Origin of the sequence: Catenulispora sp. GAS73 (genome assembly GCF_041262085.1) — a bacterium.
In the GTDB taxonomy this organism is placed as follows: domain Bacteria; phylum Actinomycetota; class Actinomycetes; order Streptomycetales; family Catenulisporaceae; genus Catenulispora.
The window spans coordinates 158,985-181,787 of sequence record NZ_JBGCCM010000012.1; the positions used below are offsets into that span (position 1 = coordinate 158,985).

Sequence of the window (22,803 nt, forward strand, 5' to 3'; positions counted from 1 at the left end):
TCTCAAAGGGAAGCATCGCACGCCGCACAGCGGTCGAAGAGGGGTTGGACATCATGGCACTGCACGTCATCGTAGGTGCGGGACCGGTCGGCACGGCCACCGCGAAGGTGCTGGCCGGGCGCGGCGAGCAGGTGCGCGTGGTGACGCGCAGCGGCTCCGGCCCGGAGCACGCGAACATCGAGCGGGTGGCCACCGACGCCACCGACGCCGACCGGCTCAGCGCGCTGGCCGAGGGTGCCGCGGCGCTCTACAACTGCGCGAGCCCGGCCTACCACCAGTGGTTCTCCGACTGGCCGCCGCTGGCCGCGGCCCTGCTGACCGCCGCCGAGCGCAGCGGCGCGGTGCTCACCGTCGCCAACAACCTCTACGGCTACGGCCCGGTGACCGGCCCGATCGGCCCCGACACCCCGCTGGCCGCGACCCACCCGAAGCTGAAGCTGCGCGCCGACATGTACCGCGACGCGCTGGCCCTGCACCAGGCCGGCCGGATCCGGATGACCGAGGTCCGGGCCAGCGACTACATCGAGGCCAACTCGATCCTGTCCTACCTGCTGGCCAAGCCCCTGGACAACGGCAAGCGCGCCTATGTGCCCGCGCCGCTGAACGTGAAGCACAGCTGGACCGCGATCGCCGACGTGGCGCGGCTGCTGGCCGTGGTCTCCGGCGACGAGCGGGCCTGGGGCCAGGCCTGGCTGGTACCGACCACCGCGCCGCTGACCGTGCGCGAGCTGTCCGACCACTACGTCGCCGCCCGCGGCCTGCAGCCGGCGAAGCTAACCCAGCTGCCCTACCCGGTCCTGTGGGGCGCGGGCCTGTTCGACAAGATGTCGAAGGAGCTGCGGGCCACGCGCTACCAGTTCGCTAAGCCCTTCGTCCTCGACAGCACCCTGACCGAGGAGACCTTCGGCCTGGCGCCGACGCCGATCGACGACGTGCTGCGGACGATCCCCGCCGCCTGAGTCAGTGGTGATCAGTACCTTGGGAGACGATCACCACTACGACCGAACGGAACGGGTGCCATGTCCGAGCCCTCCCTGTTGTCCCTGCGTGACGCCGTCCGCGGCGAGGTCCTGCTGCCCGGCGACGACGGCTTCGACGCCGCGCACAAGCCCTGGAACCTGGCGGTCGCCCAGGACGTGCGCGCGGTGGTGACGGCCGCCGACGCCGACGACGTGGCCGCCCTGGTCCGGTACGCGAACCAGGCCGGCGTGCCGATCGCGGTCCAGCCCACCGGCCACGGCGCCTCCGGCACGGCGGCCGGCGCCATCCTGCTGCGCACCGGCCGCCTGGACGAGCTGAGCGTGGACCCCGAGGCGCGCACCGCGCGGATCGGTGCCGGTGTGAAGTCCGGTGCCGTCAACACCGCGGCCGCCGCGCACGGCCTGGTCGCCAAGCCCGGCAGCTCGCCGACCGTGTCCGTGGCCGGATACACCCTCGGCGGCGGTGTCGGCTTCTTCGCCCGCAAGTACGGCATGTCCTCGGACCACGTGATCGAGTTCGAGGTCGTGGACGCCTCGGGCGAGCACCGGAAGGCCAACGCGAACGAGAACCCCGACCTGTTCCACGCGCTGGCCGGCGGTGGCGGCGACTTCGCGATCGTGACCGCGCTGACCGTCCGGCTGCACGAAGAGGCGGAGCTGTTCGGCGGCACGATGTTCTGGCCGGACGCCCGCGCTGCGGAGCTCTTCGCCGCCTTCCGCACGGTCACGGCGACGGCACCGGAAGAGCTGAGCCTGTGGATCTCGCGGGCGCAGTTCCCGGGCGGCGCCCCGGCGATGGTGGCGGTGACGGCGGCGTATCTGGGCTCGGAGAGCGACGCACGCGCGCTGCTCAAGCCCTTCGACGCCGTCGGCGGCGCCCTGTCGGGCGAGTGGAAGGCGCTGCCGTTCGAGGAGATCGCCACCATCACCAACGACCCGGTCGACCCCGCCCCGAGCGTGTCCCGCAGCGAGCTGCTCGGCCGCTTCGACGCCGACGAGATCGCGGCGCTGCTGGCCGAGCCGGTCGCCCCGCTGCTGGTGCTCCAGGTGCGGCACCTCGGCGGCGCGCTGGCCGGCGCCCGCCCCGGACCGCGCGGCCCGGTCGCGGAGGAGTACCTGCTCTACCTGCTGGGGCTCGCGATCACGCCGGAAGGCGGCGCCGCCGTGGCGGCCAAGCAGGCGGAGGTGGTCGCCGCCCTCGGCGACGCGGTGACCGGCGGGAAGCTGGCGACGTTCCTCGGACCGACGGACACCTTCGCCGACACGGTGTCGGCCGCCGAGGCGGAGCGGCTGCGCGGGGTGAAGCAGACGTGGGATCCGCAGGGGCGGTTCGTGGCGAACTTCCCGGTGGCGGAGTAGGCCCGGCGAGCAGGCGGGGGAGTAGACGTCTCAGGCGGCCTCCGGGCCGCCTACCCCGTCGTATCGATCCCGGGCCTCGCGCATGTTCTCCAGGTTCGCGAACCCCCACTCGCGACATGCCGCGATCGCCGGCAGCAGGCTGCGCCCGAGCGGCGTGAGCTCGTACTCCACATGCGGCGGGTTCTCGTCGAAGACCGTGCGCGTGATGAACCCGTCGCGTTCCAGCGAGCGCAGCGTCTCGGTCAGCACCTTCGGCGCGACGCGCCGCAGCGGCACCCGCAGCTCCGTGAAGCGGCGCGGCCCCGCCTCCAGGCAGAGCACCACCATGCCGCCCCACTTGTCGGCGATCCGGAACGGGGATTCGGCCGAGGGACAGGCGGCGTCGAACATCTCCGGGCCCAGGGCGGCACTTTCATCCACAGGTCGAGCCTAGTTACGTTGCAGTAAGCGGCGCCACCGGTCCTACCGTCGCGGACATGGCGAACATCATTGTTTTCGGAGCCGGCGGTCGCGCCGGACGGCCCACGGTGGCCGAGGCGGCGCGGCGCGGGCACACGGTCACGGCCGTCGTGCGCGACCCGGCCAAGTACCCGGACCTCGCTGCGGACGGCGTGACCGGCGTGACCGTCGTGGCCGGCGACGTCACCGACGCCGCGAGCGTCGCGGCCCAGGCGAAGGGCCACGACGTCGCGGTCAACACCGCCGCGGCCATGGACGAGGGCCATTTCGTGGCCGCGGCCCGCGCGCTGGTCGAAGGACTCAGCGCGGCCGGAGTCCGGCGGCTCGTCGCGGTCGGCATCGGCGGCGCGCTCGAAGTGGCCCCGGGCGTGCCGGCCTACGACAGCGACACGCTCCCCGAGGAGGCCCGGGTCTTCTCCCGCGACCACGCCGCGCAGCTTCCCCTGTTGCAGGCCTCGGACCTGGACTGGGTGGTCCTCGCCCCGCCGCTGGTCTTCCTCGACGAGGGCCCCGGCACCGGCGCTTACCGGCTCGGCGACACGCAGGCGATCCCCGGTGCCGACAAGTTCGCGTACGCCGACCTGGCGCTCGCGCTCGTCGACGAGGCCACGGCGCCGACCCGCTCGCGCGAGATGGTCGCCGTGGCCTGATGAACGTGGGCTGACGTCTCCAGGGCCGGGGAGTCAGGCCCGGCCACCCCTACCTCTCAGGCGGTGGCCAGCTCCCCGGCACGAAACGAAATCCCGAGATCAGCCAACACGGACCGCGCGGCGCGCTGTCCCGACTCCATCGCCCCGTCGATCCCGGCGGTCCCCCGGTGGTCCCCGCACACGTACAGACCGTGGATCAGCCGCACCGGCCGCCGGAAGTTGTGCGGCGAGGTCATCGCCGGCACCGCGTACGGGAAATGGTGCACCGCCACGCACTCCCACCGGTCGTCGGCGGCCGAGTACAGCTCGCTGAGCCGGGCCCGCACCTCGCCTTCGAGTTCTGAGGTGCGGGTCCCGGTGTGTCCGACCACGTTCGTGGAGACCAGCGTCCGGCCGTCCGGGCTGCGGCCCGGCACGGCCTGGCTGACCGCCGCCGTGCGCGCCACCGGCGAGCGCGGGTCGGCGTCGACCAGGACCGCGGGCTCCGAGCGCGGCGGCGGCAGCACGGTCGCGTGGTGGAAGGCGGTCACCGACCGCAGCTCCGGTTCATGCAGCCCCGGCAGCAGCTCCACCGCCGTCGCCGGGTCGGTCGCCACCACCACCGCCGAACTGCGCAGCACATCGTCGGAGGTGACCACGCCGTTCGCGTAGACCATCAGGACCTCGGTCTCCAGCCGCACCGCCCCCGATGGCAGCCGCTCGGCCAGCCGCTGCGGTATCGCCGCTATCCCCTGCGACGGCAGGCACCACCGGCCGCGCACCAGCTGCCGCAGCGCCAGCTCCATCGCCCGGCCCGACACCGACAGCCCCGGATCCGGCTCGGCGGCGAACGCCTCCAGATACGGCCGCAGGAAGCCGTCCACGACCCTCCGCGACAGTCCCACCTCGGCGACCAGCTCCGCCGCAGACCGCTCCGGTCCGGCAAGGATCGTCTCCGGGCGGCTCTGCGCCACCCGGAGCAGCCAGCCGGACTGCCGGCGGCGCTCGGCCGGCGAGCCCAGCGGTGTGCGCAGGACCGTGCCCGCACTCACCGCGCCGTCGCTGCCGGCGCGGTCGCCGTAGCGGATGCGCTTGCCGTCTAGCTGGAGGTCCACACCGGGCGCGAAACAACCCAGCTCCAGCTTCGCGTTCTCGCCGTGCTCGACGGAGTTCACCAGGTGGAACCCCTTGTCGACGACGAACCCGGAGACCCGCTCGGTCCCGGCCCTGCCCCCCACCCGGTCGGATGCCTCGACGACCAGGACGTCCAAACCCGCCTCGTGCAGCCGTCCCGCTGCGTGCAATCCGGCCACTCCGGCGCCGACGACGATCACGTCAGCGTCCGAGTGATGCCGGTGGCTCGGACTTCGCACTGTCACAGGAGCCCCTCCACCCTCTAGAGCCGATCTCCCCGGCGCGCCTTGTGGGCCCGCGCGGCTCGCGCTGGGCACGGCGAAGCCGCCCGAGCGTCGGCGTTTGTGGAGGAATGCCTACCCCTGCGCCGGTGGCGTACTCTTGCGAAACGCCTGCTGTCTCAGCATTTGAGAACTCTGAGTGTTCGGACCGTTACGCATTTAAGGGAACTGATTTAGCCCAGCGCGGCAGCGAGCGCGGCGCGCGGATCCGGGGTGCCGAACGCGAACCCGGAGTCGGTGAGCCGGGCCGGAAGCACCCGCTGGCTCCCGGTGAGCTCGTTGGCCATCTGCCCGAACAGCACGCGCAGCGCGAACCCCGGCACCGGCATGACCGTCGGCCGGTGCAGCACGTGCCCCAGGGCCTTGGTGAAGGCGCGGTTGGTAACCGGCAGCGGACCGGTCACATTCACCGCTCCGGTCATGCTCCCGGCCACTGTCAGGGCCATGATGTGCTTGACCGCGGCCAGGTAGTCCGCCATCCCGATGAACGAGAAGTACTGCCGGCCGCTGCCGATCGGGCCGCCGATCCCGGCCTTGAAGAACGGCAGCATCCGGGCCAGCGCGCCGCCGGAGCCGCCCAGGACCACGCCGTTGCGCAGGTGCGCCACCGGGATCCCGGCGTCCTCGGCTGGCTTGGTGGCGGCCTCCCAGTCCCGGCACAGCGCCCCCAGGAAGTCCTCGGAGCCCGGGGACTGCTCGGTGACCGGCGTGGTGCCGGTGTCGCCGTAGAAGCCGATCGCTGAAGCGGAAAGCAGAGCCTTCGGCTTCTCGGACAGCAGGGCCAGCGAGCGCGCCAGCGTGTCGGTGCCGTGGATGCGGCTCTCGCTGATCTCCCGCTTGTAGGCGGCCGACCAGCGCTTGTCGCCCAGGCCCGCACCGGCCAGGTGCACCACGACGTCGCAGCCCTCGTACGGCTTCGGGTCCGGGTCGCCGAAGGGCGACCAGTGGCGTTCTCCGGCGGCCTCGTCCGGGTGCGTGTGCCGGACCAGGCGGACGATCTCGTGGCCGTCTTCGGTGAGCGCGGCGGACAGCGCCGTGCCGATCATTCCCGTGGAACCGGTGATGGCGATCCGCATATCAGCAGCATAGACCTGTGATCCTCGCCATCCCGGCAGGCGGGTCGCCTTGAAGTTAAGTTAGGCTAACCTAAGTTGAAGACGAGACGACAGAAGCAAGGTGATTCATGAGGTACACAGGCCCCAAGGTGCGCCGGTCCCGTCGGGCCGGGGTACCACTGACGGCCAAGGCCGAGCGCGTGATGGTGCGCCGTCCGCTGCCCCCGGGGCAGCACGCGGCCGGCCCGCGCGCCGGGAAGCAGAGCGACTACGGCCGCCAGCTGGCCGAGAAGCAGAAGATCCGCTGGTACTACGACCTGTCCGAGCGGCAGCTCCGGACCCTGTTCGACAAGAACCGCCGGCGCTCCGGGCGGGCCGGCGAGAACGTCATCGCCGCCCTGGAGTCGCGGCTGGCCACGGTGGTGCTGCGGGCCGGCCTCGCGCCGTCGATCTACGCGGCGCGCCAGTTCGTGAACCACGGCCACGTGACCGTGGACGGTGCGAAGGTGGACATCCCCTCCTACTCCGTGCAGCCCGGCCAGGTGGTCGCGGTGCGCCCGAAGTCGCGGCTGATGCCGGCGTTCCAGGCCGCCGCGGCCGGCCAGTACGCCGACGAGCGGACCGCCGCCTACCTGGACGTGCGCCGGGACGAGCTCGCGGTGACGCTCACCCGCGAGCCGAAGCGGGCCGAGGTGCCGGTCCCGTTCGACGAGCAGCTTTTGGTCGAGTTCTACTCGCGCTGAGACACAAAACTGCCCCGGTCCTTGTGGACCGGGGCAGTTTCTCCGAGCTCGTGAGCGCTACAGCCCGAGGTCGGCCTCGAACTTGCCCTCTTCCAGCCGCTCCTTGACCGTGACCAGGAAGCGGGCCGCGTCGGCGCCGTCCACCAGCCGGTGGTCGTAGGTCAGCGCCAGGTACACCATCGAGCGCACCGCGATGACCTCGCCGAGGTCGGGGTCGTTGATGACCGCCGGGCGCTTCACGACCGCGCCGGTGCCCAGGATGCCGACCTGCGGCTGGTTCAGGATCGGGGTGTCGAACAGCGCGCCGCGGCTGCCGGTGTTGGTCAGCGTGAACGTGCCGCCGGCCAGCTCGTCGGGCAGGACCTTGTTGGTGCGGGTCCGCTCGGCCAGGTCCGCGATCCCGCGGGCCAGGCCCGCCAGGTTCAGGTCGCCGGCGTTCTTGATGACCGGGGTCATCAGGCCCTTCTCGCTGTCCACCGCGATGGCCAGGTTCTCGTAGTCGTGGTACGTGACCGTGCCGGCCTCGGTGTCGATGACCGCGTTGAGGTTCGGGTGCTGCTTGAGCGCCTCGATCGCGGACAGCGCGAAGAACGGCATGAACGACAGCTTCACGCCCTCGCGCGCCTCGAACTCGCTCTTGGCGCGGGCCCGCAGGCGGGCGACGTTGGTGACGTCCACCTCGACCACGGTGGTCAGCTGCGCCGAGGTCTGCAGCGATTCGAGCATGCGCTTGGCGATCAGCGCGCGCATCCGGGTCAGCTTCTCGGTGCGGCCCCGCAGCGGGCTCGGGCTGACCGGGGCCTTGGCGGCCGGGGCCGAAGCCGAAGCGGCGGGCGCGGCGGCCGGGGCCGGCTTGGCCTTGGCCGCGTCAATCACGTCCTGCTTGCGGATACGGCCGCCAACACCGGTGCCGGTGACGCTCGCCAGGTCCACGCCGTGCTCGGCGGCCAGCTTGCGGACCAGCGGGGTGACGTAGGCCGCGGCCGGCTCCGAGCCGGCGCCGGGGGCGTCGATGCGGGCGGCGGTGGTGGCCTGCGCGACGACCGCTGGCGTGCCGGGGCGGAACTCGCCGGCCGGGGCCGGAGCGGGCGCCGGGGCGGCAGGAGCCGGAGCCGGAGCGGTCGCGGTGAACGACGGCGTGGCGGCGACAGCCGGCGCCGGGGCGACCGGAGCCGGAGCCGGCGGCGCGACCGGCGGGGTGGCCGGCAGCGGCGCGGGCGCCGGGGGAGCGACCGGCGGAGCGGCGGGGGCCGGAGCCGGCGCGGGCGGCGCGACCGGGGCCGGCGCGGCGGCGGCCGGAGCCGCGCCCGGAGCGCCGACCACGGCGAGCTGGGCGCCGATGTCGATGGTCTCGTCCTCGGCGACGTTGATCGCCAGCAGGACGCCGGCCACCGGCGAGGGCACCTCGGTGTCGACCTTGTCGGTCGAGACCTCCAGCAGCGGCTCGTCCACGGCCACGGTGTCGCCGACGGCCTTCAGCCAGCGCGTGACGGTCGCCTCGGTGACCGACTCGCCCATCGCCGGCAGGAACACCGGGGTGCCGGCGGCGGCACCGCCGGCCGGGGCCGCCGGAGCAGCCGGAGCGGCAGCGGGGGCCGGGGCGGCGGCGACCGGCGCGGGCGCCGGGGCGGCGACCGGAGCCGGAGCCGGCGCGGGGGCCGGGGCGGGAGCAGCAGGGGCCGGAGCCGGGGCGGCTGCCGGAGCAGCCGCGGCCGGAGCCGCCGGAGCGGCGTCCGCGGTGTCCCCGATGACCGCCAGCTCCGCGCCGACCTCGACCGTCTCGTCCTCGCCGACCTTGATCGACACCAGGAAGCCGGCCGCCGGGGACGGGATCTCGGTGTCGACCTTGTCGGTGGAGACTTCGAGCAGCGGCTCGTCGACCTCGACCCGGTCGCCTTCCTTCTTCAGCCAGCGGGTGATGGTGGCCTCGGTGACCGACTCACCCATCGCGGGCAGAACTACTGAGACCGACATGAGCGCTCTCTATCTCCTTCGCAGAACATTCCGTGCAGAATTCTCAGGGTTTTCCGCAGGCTGTGTCCTGCGGTGTCCATACAGCAGGCTTATCAGTCGTGGACGTGGAGCGGCTTGCCGGCCAGGGCCATCATGGCCTCGCCCAGCGCCTCGGTCTGCGTCGGGTGCGCGTGCACGAGCTGGGCGACCTCCTGCGGCAGCGCCTCCCAGTTGAAGATCAACTGGGCCTCGCCGACGAGTTCACCCATCCGGTCGCCCACCATGTGGACGCCGAGCACCGGGCCGTCGACCTGCTGGACCACCTTCACCTGGCCCGAGGTCTTCAGGATCTTGCTCTTGCCGTTGCCGGCGAGGTCGTAGTTGAACGTCTTCACGCCGGCGTCGCCGTGCTTGACCTTGGCCTGCGCCTCGGTCAGGCCCATCGAGGCGACCTCGGGGTGGGAGTAGGTGACGCGCGGCACGCCGTCGTAGTCGATCGGCGCGGGGTTGAGGCCGGCGATGTGCTCGGCCACCAGGATGCCCTCGGCGAAGCCGACGTGCGCCAGCTGCAGGGTCGGGATCAGGTCGCCCACGGCGTAGACGCCGGGGACCGAGGTGCGGCAGTACTGGTCGACCTTGACGTAGCCGCGGTCCATCGCCACGCCGGCCTCCTCGTAGCCCAGGCCCGCGGAGACCGGGCCGCGGCCGACGGCCACCAGCATCAGGTCGGCCTCGACGGTCTTGCCGTTGGCGATCGAGGCGCGCACGCCGTTCTCGGTGTACTCGACACCCGAGAAGAAGTTGCCCAGTTCGTACTTGATGCCGCGGCGGCGGAAGGCGCGCTCCAGCAGCTTGGAGGAGTTCTCGTCCTCCAGCGGGACCAGGTGCGGCAGGCCCTCGATGATGGTGACGTCGGTCCCGAAGGACTTCCAGACCGAGGCGAACTCGCAGCCGATGACACCGCCGCCGAGGATGATCGCGGAGGCCGGGACGTAGTCGAGCTTGAGCGCGTGGTCGCTGGAGATGACGCGGTTGCCGTCGATCTCCAGGCCGGGCAGCGACTTCGGCACCGAGCCGGTCGCCAGCACCACGTTCTCGCCGGTCACGTTCTGCCCGTTGACCTGGACCGTGTTCGCCGAGACCAGGCGGCCCTCGCCGGCGATGAACTCGATCTTGCGGGCCTTCACAATGCCCTGCAGGCCCTTGTACAGCTGGCCGACGACGCCGTCCTTGTAGGAGTTGACGGCGGCCATGTCGATGCCCTGGAAGGTGGCGGCGACGCCGAACTGCGCGGCCTCGCGGGTGTTGTCCGCGATCTCGCCGGCGTGCAGCAGCGCCTTGGTGGGGATGCAGCCCCGGTGCAGACAGGTCCCGCCGACCTCGGCCTTCTCGATGAGCGCCACGCTCATCCCGAGGTCCGCCGCCCGGAAAGCACAGGCGTAGCCGCCCGAACCGCCGCCGAGGATGACCAAGTCGAACTGGTTGTCGCCTGCCACGTGCGTTCCTCTTCTCGCTGCCTGCTGTCGCATTCACCGGTCCGGTTCCGCCCCACACTGACACACTGCTGTGGAAGGGTCAGCACACGGACGGACGCGGAGTCGCGGGTAGCGCATCCGCGACCGGAAAGCCAGTCTAGTCCGCGTGCGGACCCGACTTTCGCCGAGCCCCACGGCCCGGCCCGAGGGAGCAACGATCTTCCGGGAGTGGTTATGCCCCTGTTCCGCCGACGCCGCCCCAGCCTGTCCACTCCGGCCCCCGGACCGACCGCCCCGCCGCCCAGCAGGAGATCCACTGAGGAACTGGCCGCGGCGGAAGCGCACCTGAGCGAGTTCGCCCGCAGCCGCGTCGGCGTCGAGGCCTATATAGAGCCGCGCACCGCTGTGACCGACACCACAGTGGTCTTCATCGCCGCGTCCGGGGAATGGACGCGGCGGCGGGTCCGCAGCCCCCAACAGGCGCACGCGCTGGCGCGGGCATTAGGGATTCCCGCCTACGACGCCGACGTGGTCGGCTACCCACAGCGCATGCGGGACTGGACGCGCAAGCGCGCCGAGGAGGACAAGCGGCGCTTGGACGGGGTCTGAGGCGCGGGCGCGGGTCGGCGCGAAGCCGCGCGAGGTGGTGCGCGGTGATGTGATGTCGGGAAGGCGCGGCGGGCAGCGGATTGCGGATTGCGCGAGGCGATCGCCATCTGCCGGTACTCCGGCACTCCGTCCTCAGTCGCTGTCGTCGTCGGCGGCGATCTTGCAGAACCACGCGTCGGCGCCCTTGAGATCGCCCCGCTTCTCGCAGAGCTGCCCCATCGTGGCGATCGCGTCCTGATAGCCGCCGAGCGCGGCCCGGTGGACGAGGTCTTCGCCGCCCTCGTACTCTCCGCGGTGCCACAACACGAGGCCCAGCTTGTGGACCGCCTCCAGATTCCCGAGGTCGGCGGCCGACCGCAGCCAGTGCTCCGCCTGCACCGGATCGCTGTGCTTCACCGCGCGCGCCAGATGCAGCATCGCGTCGGAGTCGCCGGCCTCCGCCGCGGCGTGCCAACCCTCGATCCGCTTTTTCTCGTGCCACATGAGGAACTATTCAGCCCCGCGTCGAACGCTCGCCGCAACTCCGTGAGGGCAACACCGTAGGTGGTTCACTGGCTGCATGACCGGTCCCACGTATCTCGTGCTCGAACGGTTCGTCTCCGAGGTCCGGTCGGCGGTGCCGATCGTGGCCGTGCTGCCTAATCCACCTTCCCGATCAGCGTCCCGACCAGGTACGTGATCCCCATCGCCAGTGCCCCGCCGACCACGTTCCGCGCGATCGCGCGCCCCGGCGCCGCCCGGCCCAAGCGGGCGCTGACCCAGCCGGTGGCGACCAGCGCGATCAGCACACTGACCACCGTCACCGGCACCCGCCAGCCGTGCGGCGGCAGCACGATCGCCAGCAGCGGCAGCAGCGCCCCGACGCTGAACGCGACGAAGCTGGCGATCGCCGCGCTCCAGGGGTTGGCCAGGTCGTCGGGGTTGATGCCGAGCTCGGTCTGCGCGTGCGCGCCGAGCGCGTCGTGCGCGGTCAGCTCCTGCGAGACCCGGCGGGCGGTGGTCTCCGTCAGCCCCTTGTCGCGGTACAGGCCGACCAGTTCCTCGAACTCCGCCTCGGGTGACTCGGCCAGTTCCTTGCGCTCCAGCGCCAGGGCGGCCTTCTCGGTGTCGCGCTGTGTGGACACCGAGACGTACTCGCCGGAGGCCATCGACAGCGAACCGGCCAGCAGCCCGGCGATGCCGGAGGCCAGCAGCGTGGACTGGGTGTCGGTGGCCCCGGCGACGCCGACCACCAGCCCGGCGGTGGAGACGATGCCGTCGTTGGCGCCCAGCACGCCGGCCCGCAGCCAGTTCAGCCGCGCCCCGAGCCCTTCGTGCGGGTCGTGCGTCGGGTGCGCGGCGGAATCACCGGAATCGGTGGATCCGCTGGAATCGGTGCCGTCGTCCGCGCTCATGGCGACACGCCTACCCGCGAACGCCGAAGCGGTCACCTCCCATCTCGGGAAATGACCGCTTCGGATCAGCGCGGAGGTCCTAGCGGGACTCCTGGCCGGCTGCCTACTTGCCGGCCGCCTACCAGCCGGCCGGCTACTTCTCGGAGCTCAGGTCCTCGGCCAGCTTCACCAGCGTCCGCACCGCGGCGCCGGTGCCGCCCTTCGGCGTGTCGCCGTACGGGCCCTTCTCGTTGAACGAGGCGCCGGCGATGTCCAGGTGCGCCCACTTGATGCCCTCGCCGACGAACTCGCGCAGGAACAGGCCGGCGACCAGCATGCCGCCCATGCGCTGCCCCATGTTCGAGATGTCGGCGCTCTGGGTGTCGATGGTCTCGCGCAGGTACTCCGGCAGCGGCATCGGCCACATCTCCTCGCCGGCCGCCTTCGCGGTCTCCACGATGCGGGTGCGCAGCTCGTCGTCGTTGCCCATCACCGCGGACAGCCGGTCCAGCGCCAGGACCTGCGCGCCGGTCAGGGTCGCGACGTCCAGCAGCAGGTCCGGGCCGTCCTCGCTGGCCCGCGCCAGGGCGTCGGCCATGACCACGCGGCCCTCGGCGTCGGTGTTCATGATCTCGACGGTCTTGCCGCCGTACATGGTGATGACGTCGGAGACCTTCACCGCGCCGCCGCCGGGCATGTTCTCGGCCAGCGACAAGTAGGTGGTGACGTTGACCGGCACCTCCTGGCGGGCCACGGCCAGCGTCGCGGAGAACACCGCGGCCGCCCCGCTCATGTCCGACTTCATGGTGTCCATCGCGTTGGCCGGCTTCAGCGAGATGCCGCCGGTGTCGAAGGTGATGCCCTTGCCGACCAGCGCCAGGTGCTTCTTCGCCTTCGGGTGCCGGTAGGTCACGCGCACCAGGCGCGGCGGCTTGGCCGAGCCCTTGCCGATGCCCATGATGCCGCCGTAGCCGCCCTTGGTCAGCGCCTTCTCGTCCAGTACCTCGATGCTCAGGGTGCCCAGCCCGGCGTCCTTCACCTCGGCCTGCGCGCGCTCGGCGAAGGTCTGCGGGTACAGGTGCGACGGCGGGGTGTTGATCAGGTCGCGGGCCAGGTTTACGGCGCCGGCGACGGTGGCGGCCCGGTCCACGGCCTTCTTCACCGCGGCCTGCTTGGCCGCGGCGGTGACCAGCGTGACCTCGGCCACCGGGCCCTTCGCGTCCTTGCGCGGGGTCTTGAGGCCCTCCCAGGCGTAGGCACCGAGCAGCACGCCCTCGGCCACCGCGCCGGCCTGCTCGGCGTCCTCGGCCGGCAGCGCGAAGACGGCCTTGGCCTTGCCGCTCAGCGAGCGCGCCGCGGCGGCGGCCGACTTGCGCAGGGTGTCGGTGCTCGGGTGCTCGCCCTTGCCGGGCTTCTTGCCCAGGCCCACGGCGACGACCAGCGGCGCCTTGACGTCGCCCTGCGCCGGCACCCTGGTCAGCTCGCCGTCCTTGCCGGCCGCGCCGACCAGGTCCAGCGCCTTGGCCAGGGCGCCGCCGTAGGCCGCGTCCACGGCTTCGGCGCCGGGCGCCAGGGCGACGCCTCTGACCCCCTTGGCGGTCTCGGTGGCGTACACGCCGACTACGACGGCGTCCGCCTTGCCGGTCGCGGTAGCGGACAGGGAGATCGAGGTCATCGTTGATCCAGTTCTCGCTAGGACATCTGCAGATTCTGGCGGGGAAGGGGGTCGCCCTTCATTCACACGGTCGAGGCGGCCGTCACCCGGGTCATCGTTACTTTAGGCGACTGTATTCCGTACCGGCATGCCGGGCGAAGCGCCGGGATGACCGCCGACCGCGCCGACCGGGGCCGTGGCGACGGCCTGCCGGACCGGCCGGCGGCCCTCGCCCGCGGCCCGGCCACGCCGCGTCCTCGGGTATCGTCTCGGCCTGTGACCAGCGATCTGTTGACCTCGCCCCTGCACGCCCGCCACGTCGCCCTGGGCGCGAAGATGTCCGACTTCGGCGGCTGGGACATGCCGATCGAGTACAGCAAGACGGGAGGGGTGCTCAAGGAGCACGCCGCGGTCCGCGAGCAGGTCGGCGTCTTCGATGTCAGCCACCTCGGCAAGGCCTCGGTCACCGGGCCCGGCGCCGCGGCCTTCGTGAACTCCGTGCTGGCCAACGACCTGCAGCGCATCGAGCCCGGCCAGGCCCAGTACACGCTGTGCTGCGACGACGCCACCGGCGGCGTGGTGGACGACCTCATCGCCTATCTCAACGGCCCCGAGGACGTCTTCCTGATCCCCAACGCGGCCAACACCGCCGAGGTCGTCCGCAGGCTGCAGGCCGCCGCCCCCGAAGGCGTCACCGTCGAGAACCGGCACCGCGACTTCGGCGTGCTGGCGGTTCAGGGCCCGAAGTCGGCCGAGGTGCTGGCCAAGCTCGGCCTGCCCACCGACCACGACTACATGTCCTTCGCCGTCGCCGCCTTCCAGGACGCGCCGCTCACCGTCTGCCGCACCGGCTACACCGGCGAGCACGGCTACGAACTGGTCGCGCCGTGGGACAAGACCGAAGCGCTGTGGGACGCCCTGATCGAGGCGGGCGAGGAGTTCGAGATCCGCGCCTGCGGCCTCGGCGCCCGCGACACCCTGCGCACCGAGATGGGCTACCCGCTGCACGGCCAGGACCTGTCGATGGACATCACGCCGAACATGGCGCGCGCCGGCTGGGCCGTGGGTTGGAAGAAGCCGGCCTTCTGGGGCCGCGAGGTCCTGCTGGCCGAGCGCGAGGCCGGGGCGAAGCGTCTGCTGCGCGGCATCCGCGCCGTGGACCGCGCGATCCCGCGCGCGCACATGGTGGTGAACGATGCCGACGGCAAGCAGATCGGCGAGGTCACGTCTGGAACTTTCTCGCCGTCCCTGCGCGAGGGCATCGGCCTGGCGCTGCTCGACCGCGACCACACCGAGGGCGACACCGTGTACCTGGACGTGCGTGGAAAGGCGGCGGCGTTCACGGTCGTGAAGCCCCCGTTCGTCGTCGTCCGCACCCGCGGCTGAGCCCCGCCTGAGCGATCCGCCCCCGGCCTGAGCGCCGGGGGCGTGCTCGTGGGACCATGGCGGCATGATCAGCATCCCCCATACCGGCAATGGTGGCGAGCGGCCGACCGGAGAGCAGTACACGATCAAGGCGGGGGAGTACACCGCCGTGGTGACGGAAGTCGGAGCCGGTCTCAGGTCCCTGCGACTGGACAACCGGGAACTGATCATGGAGTTCCCCGAGGACGGCGCCCCGGTCGGCGGCAGCGGCCAGCTGCTCATGCCCTGGCCGAACCGCATCCGCGACGGCAAGTACAAGTTCCGCGGCGTCGAGCGCGAACTGGAGATCAGCGAGCCGGCCCGCCACAACGCGATCCACGGCCTGACACGCCACGCCTCCTGGCAGGTGGACGCCCACACCGACTCCGCGCTCCGCCTCGCCCTCCGTCTGGAACCGCAGCCCGGCTACCCGTTCGTGCTCGACCTCGTCGCGGAGTACTCCCTGGACGAGGACGAGGGCCTGACGATCTCGGTGACCGCGCGCAACGCCGGCGACTGGGACGCGCCCTACGGCATCGGCTCGCACGCGTACCTGAAGACGGACGGCGGCCTGGACGGCCCGCAGGGCCTGGCCCGCGTCCCGGCCGGCCGCTGGCTGATGGTGGACGAGCGCATGATCCCGCAGTGCGAGGTGCCGGTCGGCGGCACGCCGTACGACTTCCGCGACCGCCGCTCGCTGCGCGGCGTGACGCTGGACACGGCGTACACCGACATCGTCCGCGACGCCGACGGCCGCGCCCGGGTGACCCTGGGCCAGGGCACCGAGGGCGTGACGATGTGGTTCGGCGAGGGGCTGGAGTGGGTGCAGCTGTTCTCCGGCGACCCGCTGAACGACCCCTACCGCCGCTCGGCGCTCGCGGTGGAGCCGATGAGCTGCCCGCCGAACGCCTTCGCGACCGGCAAGGGCGTCATCGACCTGGCCCCCGGCGCCTCGGTGACCCACACCTGGGGCATCGTGGTCGGGGCGGCGTAAGGCGGTGGCGAGTCCGCTGGACCTCCGCTGGAACCACGGGGTACCGCGCTGGAGCTCGGCGTCGGAGCCGCCGATCCAGGTGCAGGCGTACGACGAGCGCACGGTGATCCTGCGGCAGAGTAAGAGCACGAACTACGAGGCGCCGTTCATCTACCTGCTGTTCGGCGCCGACCGCGCGCTCCTGCTCGACACCGGGGCCACCGCCGACCCCGCGGTCTTCCCGCTGCGGGAGACGGTCGATTCCCTCGTCGCCGACTGGCTGTACCGCCACCCGCGCGACGGGTACCGACTCGTGGTCGCGCACACCCACAGCCACGGCGACCACGTCGCAGCGGACGCGCAGTTCGCGGGGCGGCCCAACACGGTGGTCGTCGCGAAGGAACCGGAGGCGGTCCGCGCGTTCTTCGGCTTCGACGACGCGCGCTGGCCGGACCAGGAAGTCCCGTTCGACCTCGGCGGCCGCGCCCTGCGAGCCATCGGAGCGCCGGGGCACCACACCGCGGGCGTGGCGTTCCACGACCCCGCGACCGGCTTCCTCCTGACCGGCGACACCGTGTACCCGGGCCGAATCTACGTCGCGGACTACGCCGAACTGGTGGCCACGCTGAACCGCCTCGTGGCATTCTGCGCCGCGCACGAGGTGACGTGGGTGATGGGCTGCCACGTCGAGATGACGGACCGGCCCCACCGCGATTACCCGATCGGCTCGACCTACCAGCCGCACGAGCGAGCGCTGCCGATGACGGTCGCGCAACTGACCGCTCTGCGCGACGCGGCGGTGCGGATCGACGGCCGCCGCGGCGCGCACCGGTTCGAGGACTTCATCGTGTTCCACGAGCCTGCGGGGCTGGCGAAGATGCTGTTTCTAGCGCGCGGATTCCGGGCTCGGGTGCTTGGTCGCTAGCGGCGAATCTCGCCGGCTTGGAAGTCCTCGGTGTGAACACTGAAGGTCGAAGTCTCGGGGTCTTCCAGGATGCTGATCTGCCACGGGCCGTGGTGGTCCGCATCGCTGCGAGGCACTGCGTAATGCCGGAGGAGCTCCTCCTTGTACTTCTCATGCCGTTCGTGAGCTGCGGTATAGGCGACCATTCGGAGCTCGGCTGCCGACTCGCTGGGACGGCTCGCGGACATCACCTTCGGCTGCGTATCGGGCAGCGGTCCTCCGGCCGCGGACAGCCGGCGGAGGATGGCGTCGCGCTGCTCGGCGGTCGGCTGTCGGGCCGCGTCGAGGATCCGTTGCCCAGCGTTCGCGTAGCGCTGACAGCGATTGAAGATCACTTGCAGATCGATGTCCCGGACGTAGCGCACGCCGCGGATCCCGAGCATCGTCGTGATGAGGCGACGTGCTGCCTCCTCGGCGATCTGGCTCAGTTCGGCTTTGAGGACCGGTAGGGCGCGCTGTTCTCGGTGGTCAGACTTCGGTGGGACCTCTGCGTCGGCACGCTGACCCGCGGCCGACAGATGCCATGCCGCGTCGTCGATACGAAGGAACCCTGTGGCAGCCTGCGCGAATCCGTTCGTGCCCAGCGCGATTTTCAGGCCGTCGGCTGCGACTGTGATTGCTACCCCTTGCAGATCGGTGGCTGCCGCTTCGACTTGGGTGACATCGCTCAAGTGCAGGTCGATCGAAGCCGGAAGCGGTGCTTCGGCGCGAAAGCGACGCGGGACGGTCAGGCTGACCCGCGCCGTGAGGTCGAGCCCTGCGCGTTCGGCCGCGATGTGGGTCAGTTGTGCCGCGCCGAGATCGTAGTCTGTGGCGATCTCCTCGACGACGTCCGCGTCGAGCGGCTGCGTCGAGGGGCGCACCGTGCCCTGGTAGTCGCGGTGGGGCCCGGCGATCGAACGCGGTGGCAACGATTCTTCGAGCGCGTATCCGGCGACTGCGGCTTGCTCGACCATCCATTCGCGGTGGAACTCCGCCATCCACAGCAGAGCTGTCATGGCTCGTTCCCCGGCTCCCTGGCCGCTCGTGCCGAAGGCGGCGCGGAAGAGCGGGAGGGTGTTGCTGTCCCAGACATCGGCGACGCGGATGATGAGTCCCCGGTCGAAGACCCGCGCGTCGGCGGTGGCTTCGGCGATCTGCTGCACGGACCGGTCCAGCAATGCGCACAGGACGGCGAGCGGATCCGGGATTGCCATTGCCGGATCTTCGCATGCGACGTCTGGTCAGCGCGCCAGAACCACCAACGCGGCCGTGAAGCCGACCTCGACGAGGGCGCCGAGCACGTCGCCGGTGATGCCTCCGAAGCGGCGGATCGTGTGACGCAGCAACGCCGTTGACGCGGCGACACCCACGACGACCGCGGCCGGCCAGAGCAGCCAGTGCACGCCGTCGGATACGCAGAACCCTGCGACGCTTACCGCGACCGACGCCCCCGCCGACGCCACGCCGACCGCCATCCGCGACACGCTCCCCGCGACCCACGCCCCGAGGCCGTCGGGCCGGGCCGAGGGAACGCCGGGCCGGCAGGCCCAGGTCACCGCGAGGCGGCCGGCGACGCAGGCCACTGCGATCGCGCACGCTCCGTACCACGCGCCGTGCCGCCCCCACACGCTCGCCAGCAGCAGTACCTGCGCGAGTAGCGCCAGGACCAGCGTGATGACGCCGAACGGGCCGATGTCCGAGGCCTTCATGATGCGCAGCGCGTCGGCCGCGGGCTTCGCCGAGCCGAGGCCGTCGGCGGTGTCGGCGAGGCCGTCGAGATGCAGCCCGCGGGTCAGCGCCGCCAAGGTCGCGACCCCGGCGACCGCCGCCACAACCGGACTGGAGGTCCACCAGCCGAGCCCCGCGCCGACCGCCCCCGCCGCCGCGCCGAGCACGGCGCCGACCGCCGGGGCGCACGTCATTGCCCGCCCCGCCACCGACCGGTCGACGTCGCGGGGCGGGCCGACGGGGAGTGCGGTCAGGGTCGAGAACGCGAGACGGAGGCCGGAGAGCGCGGTCATGGTGCGGTGGTCAGGGTTCGCGGCTGCCTGCCGTGAGCTCTCATGCCGAAAGCTGCCGCGCCGAAAGCCGCCGCGCCGAAAGTCTCTGCGCCGAAATCCCGCTTGCCGAAATCCCTCACACCCGCGACCGCAGCACCGGCTCCGGAATCCCGGCCTCGCCGAACGTCGCCAGCTCCGTGGCCAGCGCGGCGGCGGCCTTCAGCATCGGCAGCGCCAGCAGCCCGAGCGTCCCCTCGGCCTGGCGCACGTCGTAGCCCTCGACGAGCGGCTCCAGCGACAGCCGGTCCAGCGCCGCCTTGTGTGCCGGCTCCGGCGACAGCGCGCCGGCCAGCAGCCACTGCGGCGAGCGGTAGGCGATGCGCTGTACGAGCATCGCGCACGCGGTGGTCGTCACGCCGTCCAGCAGCACCGGCACGCGCCGGATCACGGCCTGCAGCAGGAAGCCGGTCAGCGCCGCGAAGTCGCGTCCGCCGACCTTCGCCAGCAGCTCCATCTGGTCGCCGAGTACCGGGCGGCCGCGGCGCATCGCGTCGCGCACGGCCGCGCATTTGCGCATCCAGGCCGCGTCGTCCACGCCCGAGCCGCGTCCGGTGACCGCCGCCGCGTCCTTGCCGGTCAGGACGCCGGACAGGACCGAGGCCACCGTGCTGCCGCCGACGCCGACCATGGCCGGGATGAGCACGTCGGCGCCGGAGTCGGCCTCGGCGTCGGCGATCGCCATGCCGAGGCGGAACGCTTCCTCGGTCTCCTCGCGGGTCGCCGCGTCCTCCCGGTCGATGCGGCCCGACGGCGTGCCGACCGAGACGTCGACCACGCGCACCGTCGCACCGTGCAGCCGGGCCAGCACGCCGACCGCGCCGCCGCCGTCCTCGATCTGCTTCACCCGCGCCGCGGTGACGGCCTGCGCCTGCTCCGGAGCCGTCGCCGACACGCCGAGCGCGGCCACGCCGTGATCGCCGGCGAACACCACGACCCGAGCCCGCTCGATCGGCCGCGCCCGCCCGTCGCCGCGCGCACCGGCCAGCCAGACCGCCAGCTCCTCCAGCCGCCCGAGCCCGGCGGCGGGGACCGCCAGCTCGGCGAGCCGGGTCCGCAGCACGCCACGCGCCTCCTCGTCGGGGCGGTCGGCCTGGTCGGCGAGCTTGTCGAGGTTCAACGGCTCGGGCCCGGCCGGGGCGTCGGCGGATTCGGCGGCGGACTCGGTGGCCGAATCTGCGGCCGAATCGCTGGTCTCGATGACGGTCTCGGTCTCGACCGCTGCCTCGACGACCTCGACGGGCTCGGGCTGCTCGGCCGATTCGGGGGTGGTGTTCTCGGACGCGTTCATGGTGCCGAACAGCCTAGCGGCGGTGCCCCGCGCACGGGGAAGCCCTACTTCACCCCGACCGCGATCCCGGCCACCATCAGCACCACCGCGTCCGAAGCCGCCGCGATCCGCTGGTTCAGCCGCCCCTGCTCGTCCCGGAACCGCCGTACGCCCGCGCTCTCCGGCACGATCCCGAGCCCCACCTCGTTGCTCACCGCCAGCACCGGCACCGCCGCCGCCCGCCAAGCCGCCTCCAGCTCGTCGAACCGCGCCGTCAGCTCCCGCTCGCCGCCGTCGTGCCACGCCTCGTCGTCCCAGGCCCCGACCTGGTCCATCATCGCGGTCAGCCACAGCGTGAGGCAGTCCACCAGCACCGGCCGGGTCGCGGTGCGCAGTACGGCCGCGACGTCCGTCGTCTCCACGGTCTCCCACGAGCCCGGCCGCTGCTTCCGGTGCCGCCGCACCCGCTCGGCCCAGTCGGCGTCACCCTCGCGGTGGCCTCCGGTCGCGACATACACGGCGTCGTCAGCCAGGCGGGTGAGCCGGCGCTCGGCCTCGGCGGACTTCCCCGAGCGCGCACCGCCAAGGATCAACGTGCGCGTTATGTTATTCAACGACGGCTGGGCGATCGAAGGGGTCAACACTGTGACTTTCATGTGGCGTTATGAGGACACCGCTGGCGGCGAGAAGGATACCGGTGCGAAGCCGGAGGAGTTCTCGACGCAGTCCGACGCCGAAAGCTGGATCGGAGAGAACTGGAAGGACCTGCTGGAAGCCGGCGTCGACCAGGTCACGCTGCTGGAGGACGGCGCCGTCGTCTACGGCCCGATGTCACTGCACCCGGTGGAGCAATAACCTCACTCGGCCGGCGACGGCTCGCGGGTATAAGAGGCCACTTTGCTGCGGCCGGCGTAGGTGACGTCCATCACGACGTGCTCGCCGGCCAGCACCGATGGCAGCCACAGGCGTGAGTCGTCCCACATCAGGTCGTAGTCCAGATCCGCCTCGGCCATCCACTCCGCGGCGATTTCCACACTCTCCTGCGGTTCCCCGGCGTACTTCGTCGCGGTGAAGTAGTGCAGCCGGATGTCGTCCCACTCCGGCACCTCCGGGAACCGGAACACCAGCTCGGCGGCCGGATTCAGGTCGCCCACCGCCAGCGTCATGCCGGTCTCCTCCGCGAATTCGCGCACGACCGCCTCCGCCGGCGTCTCCCCGGGTTCGAGCTTGCCGCCCGGGCAGTTGATCAGACCGGCGCCGAAACCGGTCTTCTTCAGCCCCATCAACACTTCGGGACGTCCATCGGATCCGGTGCGCCGCAGCAGCGCGGAGGTGACGATCAGCATCCCGCGAGCCTAACCACCCGGTGCGGCAGTCACTTCGCGACAGTCACTTGTCACTCGTTGAGGTGATCAACGCATGCGGCCCGCGCGCCGATCGGATATTCAGGGGAACTCTCCTCTGTGAGTGGATCGCAGGATCTGGTGAAGCTACCGCGAAACTGGAACCGGCTGGTACGCAAAGTCATGCGGCGCTGTGGCCGGCGCTGCGAGTGGAAGCACGCGCACTTCCAAGTCGCCTGCTCCCGTGAGGCCAGCATGGTCGTCCACGCCGGAAAGAAGGACGACCACTCAGTCGGCAACCTCCTCGGCCTGTGCACGTGGCACGCCGCGCAGAAGGCCGCGCTGGAGTGGGAAGCCGGACGCTTCGTGGCCATCAAGGTCCGGCCGGCTGCCGAGGACAACAAAGGCAAGAGCTAGACAACCCGCGCGATACTACAAGTCCCTCAAGTCTCTCAAGTCCCTCATATGCCTCAGGGTCATATGCCTCAGGGCGCGATCCAGAAGCACGCGAACCCGATCGCCAGCGCGCACAGATGCCCGATCGCCGTGAAGTCCCGCCGGTTCTTGACCCATCCGTACCCGTAGAACGCGATCAGCACGATGAGATACGGCACCCGCCACGGCATCGGGATCCGGTACGCCAACACCGCCGCCGCCCCGGCCTGCGCGTAGCTGACCCCGTAGTCGGTCGTGGTGCGCTCCGATTGCGGGAGCCGCCCCGAGTGGATCTCCCGCGCGACCCAGCCCTCGCTCAGCAGCGTGGCTCCGACGTGCGCCATCCCGAGTACCGCCAGCCATCGCCACGTCCCCAGCCAGTGCTCGGTCGGGGCGTGGAAGACGCTGTACGTCACCGCGTAGAACAACCAGCTGGTCCCGGTGGTGAAGAACAGACTTGTGATCATCACCTTGATGGGGGCCCGGTGGAGCCGGTCCAGGTTGGTGGAGTTCGCCTCCAGCAGCTTCGCCGCACGGTCCGCGGGCAGCCGCCTGACGTACTGGGACACGCCGACCAGCGCGATCAGCCACAGATACGTTCCAGGAGCGTCGCGCACGTAGTCCCACACGTCGGCGGGCGGCCGGCTCAGCACACAGTCACGATAGCCACG

Annotated in this window: 24 protein-coding genes; 10 read left to right on the forward strand and 14 right to left on the reverse strand. The window is 71.6% G+C overall.

Annotated elements, in window-relative coordinates:
- Nucleotides 1-53 precede the first annotated feature (53 nt).
- Nucleotides 54-959 carry an NAD-dependent epimerase/dehydratase family protein gene (locus ABH935_RS19885; RefSeq protein WP_370379401.1) on the forward strand — a complete coding sequence of 302 codons (906 nt, stop codon included), beginning with the start codon at nt 54-56 and terminating at the stop codon, nt 957-959.
- Between the two features lie 60 nt (nt 960-1,019).
- The gene (locus ABH935_RS19890; protein ID WP_370379402.1) at nt 1,020-2,339 is read left to right on the forward strand and encodes an FAD-binding oxidoreductase; all 1,320 of its coding nucleotides are present in this window, start codon (nt 1,020-1,022) and stop codon (nt 2,337-2,339) included.
- Nucleotides 2,340-2,369: 30 nt separating this feature from the next.
- On the opposite strand, the gene ABH935_RS19895 is transcribed toward ABH935_RS19890, so the two are convergent.
- Nucleotides 2,370-2,729 (reverse strand): winged helix-turn-helix transcriptional regulator, encoded by a 360-nt coding sequence (locus tag ABH935_RS19895; RefSeq protein WP_370379495.1) that lies wholly within the window; start codon nt 2,727-2,729, stop codon nt 2,370-2,372.
- Between the two features lie 86 nt (nt 2,730-2,815).
- Here ABH935_RS19895 and ABH935_RS19900 point away from each other — a divergent pair, with 86 nt between their 5' ends.
- Nucleotides 2,816-3,448: an NAD(P)-dependent oxidoreductase gene (locus ABH935_RS19900; RefSeq protein WP_370379403.1), complete on the forward strand. Its 633-nt coding sequence runs from the start codon at nt 2,816-2,818 to the stop codon at nt 3,446-3,448.
- A gap of 56 nt (nt 3,449-3,504) precedes the next feature.
- Here the strand turns inward: ABH935_RS19900 and ABH935_RS19905 are convergent, their stop codons facing one another.
- Together ABH935_RS19905 and ABH935_RS19910 are read right to left on the reverse strand one after the other, a co-directional pair.
- Nucleotides 3,505-4,806, reverse strand: a complete 1,302-nt coding sequence (locus tag ABH935_RS19905) for an NAD(P)/FAD-dependent oxidoreductase (RefSeq protein WP_370379404.1) — start codon at nt 4,804-4,806, stop codon at nt 3,505-3,507.
- Between the two features lie 209 nt (nt 4,807-5,015).
- Nucleotides 5,016-5,918, reverse strand: coding sequence for a TIGR01777 family oxidoreductase (locus tag ABH935_RS19910; protein ID WP_370379405.1), 903 nt, complete (start codon nt 5,916-5,918; stop codon nt 5,016-5,018).
- A gap of 107 nt (nt 5,919-6,025) precedes the next feature.
- Here ABH935_RS19910 and rpsD point away from each other — a divergent pair, with 107 nt between their 5' ends.
- Nucleotides 6,026-6,640, forward strand: coding sequence for a 30S ribosomal protein S4 (rpsD, locus tag ABH935_RS19915; RefSeq protein WP_370379406.1), 615 nt, complete (start codon nt 6,026-6,028; stop codon nt 6,638-6,640).
- Nucleotides 6,641-6,697: 57 nt separating this feature from the next.
- Here rpsD and sucB read toward each other — a convergent pair whose 3' ends face one another.
- On the reverse strand, nt 6,698-8,614 hold the full coding sequence (sucB, locus tag ABH935_RS19920) for a 2-oxoglutarate dehydrogenase, E2 component, dihydrolipoamide succinyltransferase (RefSeq protein ID WP_370379407.1): 1,917 nt from the start codon (nt 8,612-8,614) through the stop codon (nt 6,698-6,700).
- Nucleotides 8,615-8,706: 92 nt separating this feature from the next.
- On the reverse strand, nt 8,707-10,122 hold the full coding sequence (lpdA, locus tag ABH935_RS19925) for a dihydrolipoyl dehydrogenase (protein ID WP_370379408.1): 1,416 nt from the start codon (nt 10,120-10,122) through the stop codon (nt 8,707-8,709).
- 180 nt (nt 10,123-10,302) lie between these two features.
- Between lpdA and ABH935_RS19930 the strand changes: the two genes are divergently transcribed.
- Nucleotides 10,303-10,677, forward strand: coding sequence for a hypothetical protein (locus ABH935_RS19930; protein WP_370348669.1), 375 nt, complete (start codon nt 10,303-10,305; stop codon nt 10,675-10,677).
- Between the two features lie 132 nt (nt 10,678-10,809).
- Here the strand turns inward: ABH935_RS19930 and ABH935_RS19935 are convergent, their stop codons facing one another.
- The 3 genes from ABH935_RS19935 to ABH935_RS19945 form a co-directional block, all read right to left on the reverse strand.
- The gene (locus ABH935_RS19935) at nt 10,810-11,160 is read right to left on the reverse strand and encodes a hypothetical protein (protein WP_370379409.1); all 351 of its coding nucleotides are present in this window, start codon (nt 11,158-11,160) and stop codon (nt 10,810-10,812) included.
- 155 nt (nt 11,161-11,315) lie between these two features.
- Nucleotides 11,316-12,071: a VIT family protein gene (locus tag ABH935_RS19940; RefSeq protein ID WP_370379410.1), complete on the reverse strand. Its 756-nt coding sequence runs from the start codon at nt 12,069-12,071 to the stop codon at nt 11,316-11,318.
- A gap of 133 nt (nt 12,072-12,204) precedes the next feature.
- The gene (locus ABH935_RS19945) at nt 12,205-13,725 is read right to left on the reverse strand and encodes a leucyl aminopeptidase (protein WP_370379411.1); all 1,521 of its coding nucleotides are present in this window, start codon (nt 13,723-13,725) and stop codon (nt 12,205-12,207) included.
- Nucleotides 13,726-13,980: 255 nt separating this feature from the next.
- On the opposite strand from ABH935_RS19945, the gene gcvT reads away from it, so the two are divergent.
- From gcvT to ABH935_RS19960, 3 genes are all read left to right on the forward strand, one after another.
- Nucleotides 13,981-15,090: a glycine cleavage system aminomethyltransferase GcvT gene (gene gcvT / locus ABH935_RS19950; RefSeq protein ID WP_370379412.1), complete on the forward strand. Its 1,110-nt coding sequence runs from the start codon at nt 13,981-13,983 to the stop codon at nt 15,088-15,090.
- 64 nt (nt 15,091-15,154) lie between these two features.
- Nucleotides 15,155-16,102, forward strand: coding sequence for an aldose 1-epimerase family protein (locus tag ABH935_RS19955; RefSeq protein WP_370379413.1), 948 nt, complete (start codon nt 15,155-15,157; stop codon nt 16,100-16,102).
- Nucleotides 16,103-16,106: 4 nt separating this feature from the next.
- A complete protein-coding gene (locus tag ABH935_RS19960; protein WP_370379414.1) occupies nt 16,107-17,006 on the forward strand; it encodes an MBL fold metallo-hydrolase in 900 nt (299 codons plus the stop codon).
- On the opposite strand, the gene ABH935_RS19965 is transcribed toward ABH935_RS19960, so the two are convergent.
- From ABH935_RS19965 to ABH935_RS19980, 4 genes are all read right to left on the reverse strand, one after another.
- The gene (locus ABH935_RS19965; protein ID WP_370379415.1) at nt 17,003-18,241 is read right to left on the reverse strand and encodes a hypothetical protein; all 1,239 of its coding nucleotides are present in this window, start codon (nt 18,239-18,241) and stop codon (nt 17,003-17,005) included. The genes ABH935_RS19960 and ABH935_RS19965 overlap by 4 nt on opposite strands.
- Before the next feature lie 27 nt (nt 18,242-18,268).
- Nucleotides 18,269-19,048 carry an adenosylcobinamide-GDP ribazoletransferase gene (locus ABH935_RS19970; RefSeq protein ID WP_370379416.1) on the reverse strand — a complete coding sequence of 260 codons (780 nt, stop codon included), beginning with the start codon at nt 19,046-19,048 and terminating at the stop codon, nt 18,269-18,271.
- A 115-nt stretch (nt 19,049-19,163) separates the two neighbouring features.
- Nucleotides 19,164-20,375, reverse strand: coding sequence for a nicotinate-nucleotide--dimethylbenzimidazole phosphoribosyltransferase (locus tag ABH935_RS19975; RefSeq protein WP_370379417.1), 1,212 nt, complete (start codon nt 20,373-20,375; stop codon nt 19,164-19,166).
- Between the two features lie 44 nt (nt 20,376-20,419).
- Nucleotides 20,420-20,947, reverse strand: coding sequence for a bifunctional adenosylcobinamide kinase/adenosylcobinamide-phosphate guanylyltransferase (locus ABH935_RS19980; RefSeq protein ID WP_370379418.1), 528 nt, complete (start codon nt 20,945-20,947; stop codon nt 20,420-20,422).
- Between the two features lie 61 nt (nt 20,948-21,008).
- Here ABH935_RS19980 and ABH935_RS19985 point away from each other — a divergent pair, with 61 nt between their 5' ends.
- Nucleotides 21,009-21,209 carry a hypothetical protein gene (locus ABH935_RS19985; protein WP_194918014.1) on the forward strand — a complete coding sequence of 67 codons (201 nt, stop codon included), beginning with the start codon at nt 21,009-21,011 and terminating at the stop codon, nt 21,207-21,209.
- 2 nt (nt 21,210-21,211) lie between these two features.
- On the opposite strand, the gene ABH935_RS19990 is transcribed toward ABH935_RS19985, so the two are convergent.
- Nucleotides 21,212-21,700 carry an 8-oxo-dGTP diphosphatase gene (locus ABH935_RS19990; RefSeq protein WP_370379419.1) on the reverse strand — a complete coding sequence of 163 codons (489 nt, stop codon included), beginning with the start codon at nt 21,698-21,700 and terminating at the stop codon, nt 21,212-21,214.
- 138 nt (nt 21,701-21,838) lie between these two features.
- On the opposite strand from ABH935_RS19990, the gene ABH935_RS19995 reads away from it, so the two are divergent.
- Nucleotides 21,839-22,114, forward strand: coding sequence for an HNH endonuclease (locus tag ABH935_RS19995; RefSeq protein WP_370379420.1), 276 nt, complete (start codon nt 21,839-21,841; stop codon nt 22,112-22,114).
- A 68-nt stretch (nt 22,115-22,182) separates the two neighbouring features.
- Here the strand turns inward: ABH935_RS19995 and ABH935_RS20000 are convergent, their stop codons facing one another.
- Nucleotides 22,183-22,785 carry a rhomboid-like protein gene (locus ABH935_RS20000; protein WP_370379421.1) on the reverse strand — a complete coding sequence of 201 codons (603 nt, stop codon included), beginning with the start codon at nt 22,783-22,785 and terminating at the stop codon, nt 22,183-22,185.
- Between the last annotated feature and the right edge of the window lie 18 nt (nt 22,786-22,803).

Bases quoted from the DNA above. Each gene is read 5' to 3' on its own strand.
- ABH935_RS19885 (WP_370379401.1), top strand. From the start codon at position 54: ATGGCACTGCACGTCATCGTAGGTGCGGGACCGGTCGGCACGGCCACC.
- ABH935_RS19890 (WP_370379402.1), top strand. From the start codon at position 1,020: ATGTCCGAGCCCTCCCTGTTGTCCCTGCGTGACGCCGTCCGCGGCGAG.
- ABH935_RS19895 (WP_370379495.1), bottom strand. From the start codon at position 2,729: ATGTTCGACGCCGCCTGTCCCTCGGCCGAATCCCCGTTCCGGATCGCC.
- ABH935_RS19900 (WP_370379403.1), top strand. From the start codon at position 2,816: ATGGCGAACATCATTGTTTTCGGAGCCGGCGGTCGCGCCGGACGGCCC.
- ABH935_RS19910 (WP_370379405.1), bottom strand. From the start codon at position 5,918: ATGCGGATCGCCATCACCGGTTCCACGGGAATGATCGGCACGGCGCTG.
- rpsD (WP_370379406.1), top strand. From the start codon at position 6,026: ATGAGGTACACAGGCCCCAAGGTGCGCCGGTCCCGTCGGGCCGGGGTA.
- sucB (WP_370379407.1), bottom strand. From the start codon at position 8,614: ATGTCGGTCTCAGTAGTTCTGCCCGCGATGGGTGAGTCGGTCACCGAG.
- lpdA (WP_370379408.1), bottom strand. From the start codon at position 10,122: ATGCGACAGCAGGCAGCGAGAAGAGGAACGCACGTGGCAGGCGACAAC.
- ABH935_RS19930 (WP_370348669.1), top strand. From the start codon at position 10,303: ATGCCCCTGTTCCGCCGACGCCGCCCCAGCCTGTCCACTCCGGCCCCC.
- ABH935_RS19935 (WP_370379409.1), bottom strand. From the start codon at position 11,160: ATGTGGCACGAGAAAAAGCGGATCGAGGGTTGGCACGCCGCGGCGGAG.
- ABH935_RS19940 (WP_370379410.1), bottom strand. From the start codon at position 12,071: ATGAGCGCGGACGACGGCACCGATTCCAGCGGATCCACCGATTCCGGT.
- ABH935_RS19945 (WP_370379411.1), bottom strand. From the start codon at position 13,725: ATGACCTCGATCTCCCTGTCCGCTACCGCGACCGGCAAGGCGGACGCC.
- ABH935_RS19955 (WP_370379413.1), top strand. From the start codon at position 15,155: ATGATCAGCATCCCCCATACCGGCAATGGTGGCGAGCGGCCGACCGGA.
- ABH935_RS19965 (WP_370379415.1), bottom strand. From the start codon at position 18,241: ATGGCAATCCCGGATCCGCTCGCCGTCCTGTGCGCATTGCTGGACCGG.
- ABH935_RS19970 (WP_370379416.1), bottom strand. From the start codon at position 19,048: ATGACCGCGCTCTCCGGCCTCCGTCTCGCGTTCTCGACCCTGACCGCA.
- ABH935_RS19975 (WP_370379417.1), bottom strand. From the start codon at position 20,375: ATGAACGCGTCCGAGAACACCACCCCCGAATCGGCCGAGCAGCCCGAG.
- ABH935_RS19985 (WP_194918014.1), top strand. From the start codon at position 21,009: ATGTGGCGTTATGAGGACACCGCTGGCGGCGAGAAGGATACCGGTGCG.
- ABH935_RS19990 (WP_370379419.1), bottom strand. From the start codon at position 21,700: ATGCTGATCGTCACCTCCGCGCTGCTGCGGCGCACCGGATCCGATGGA.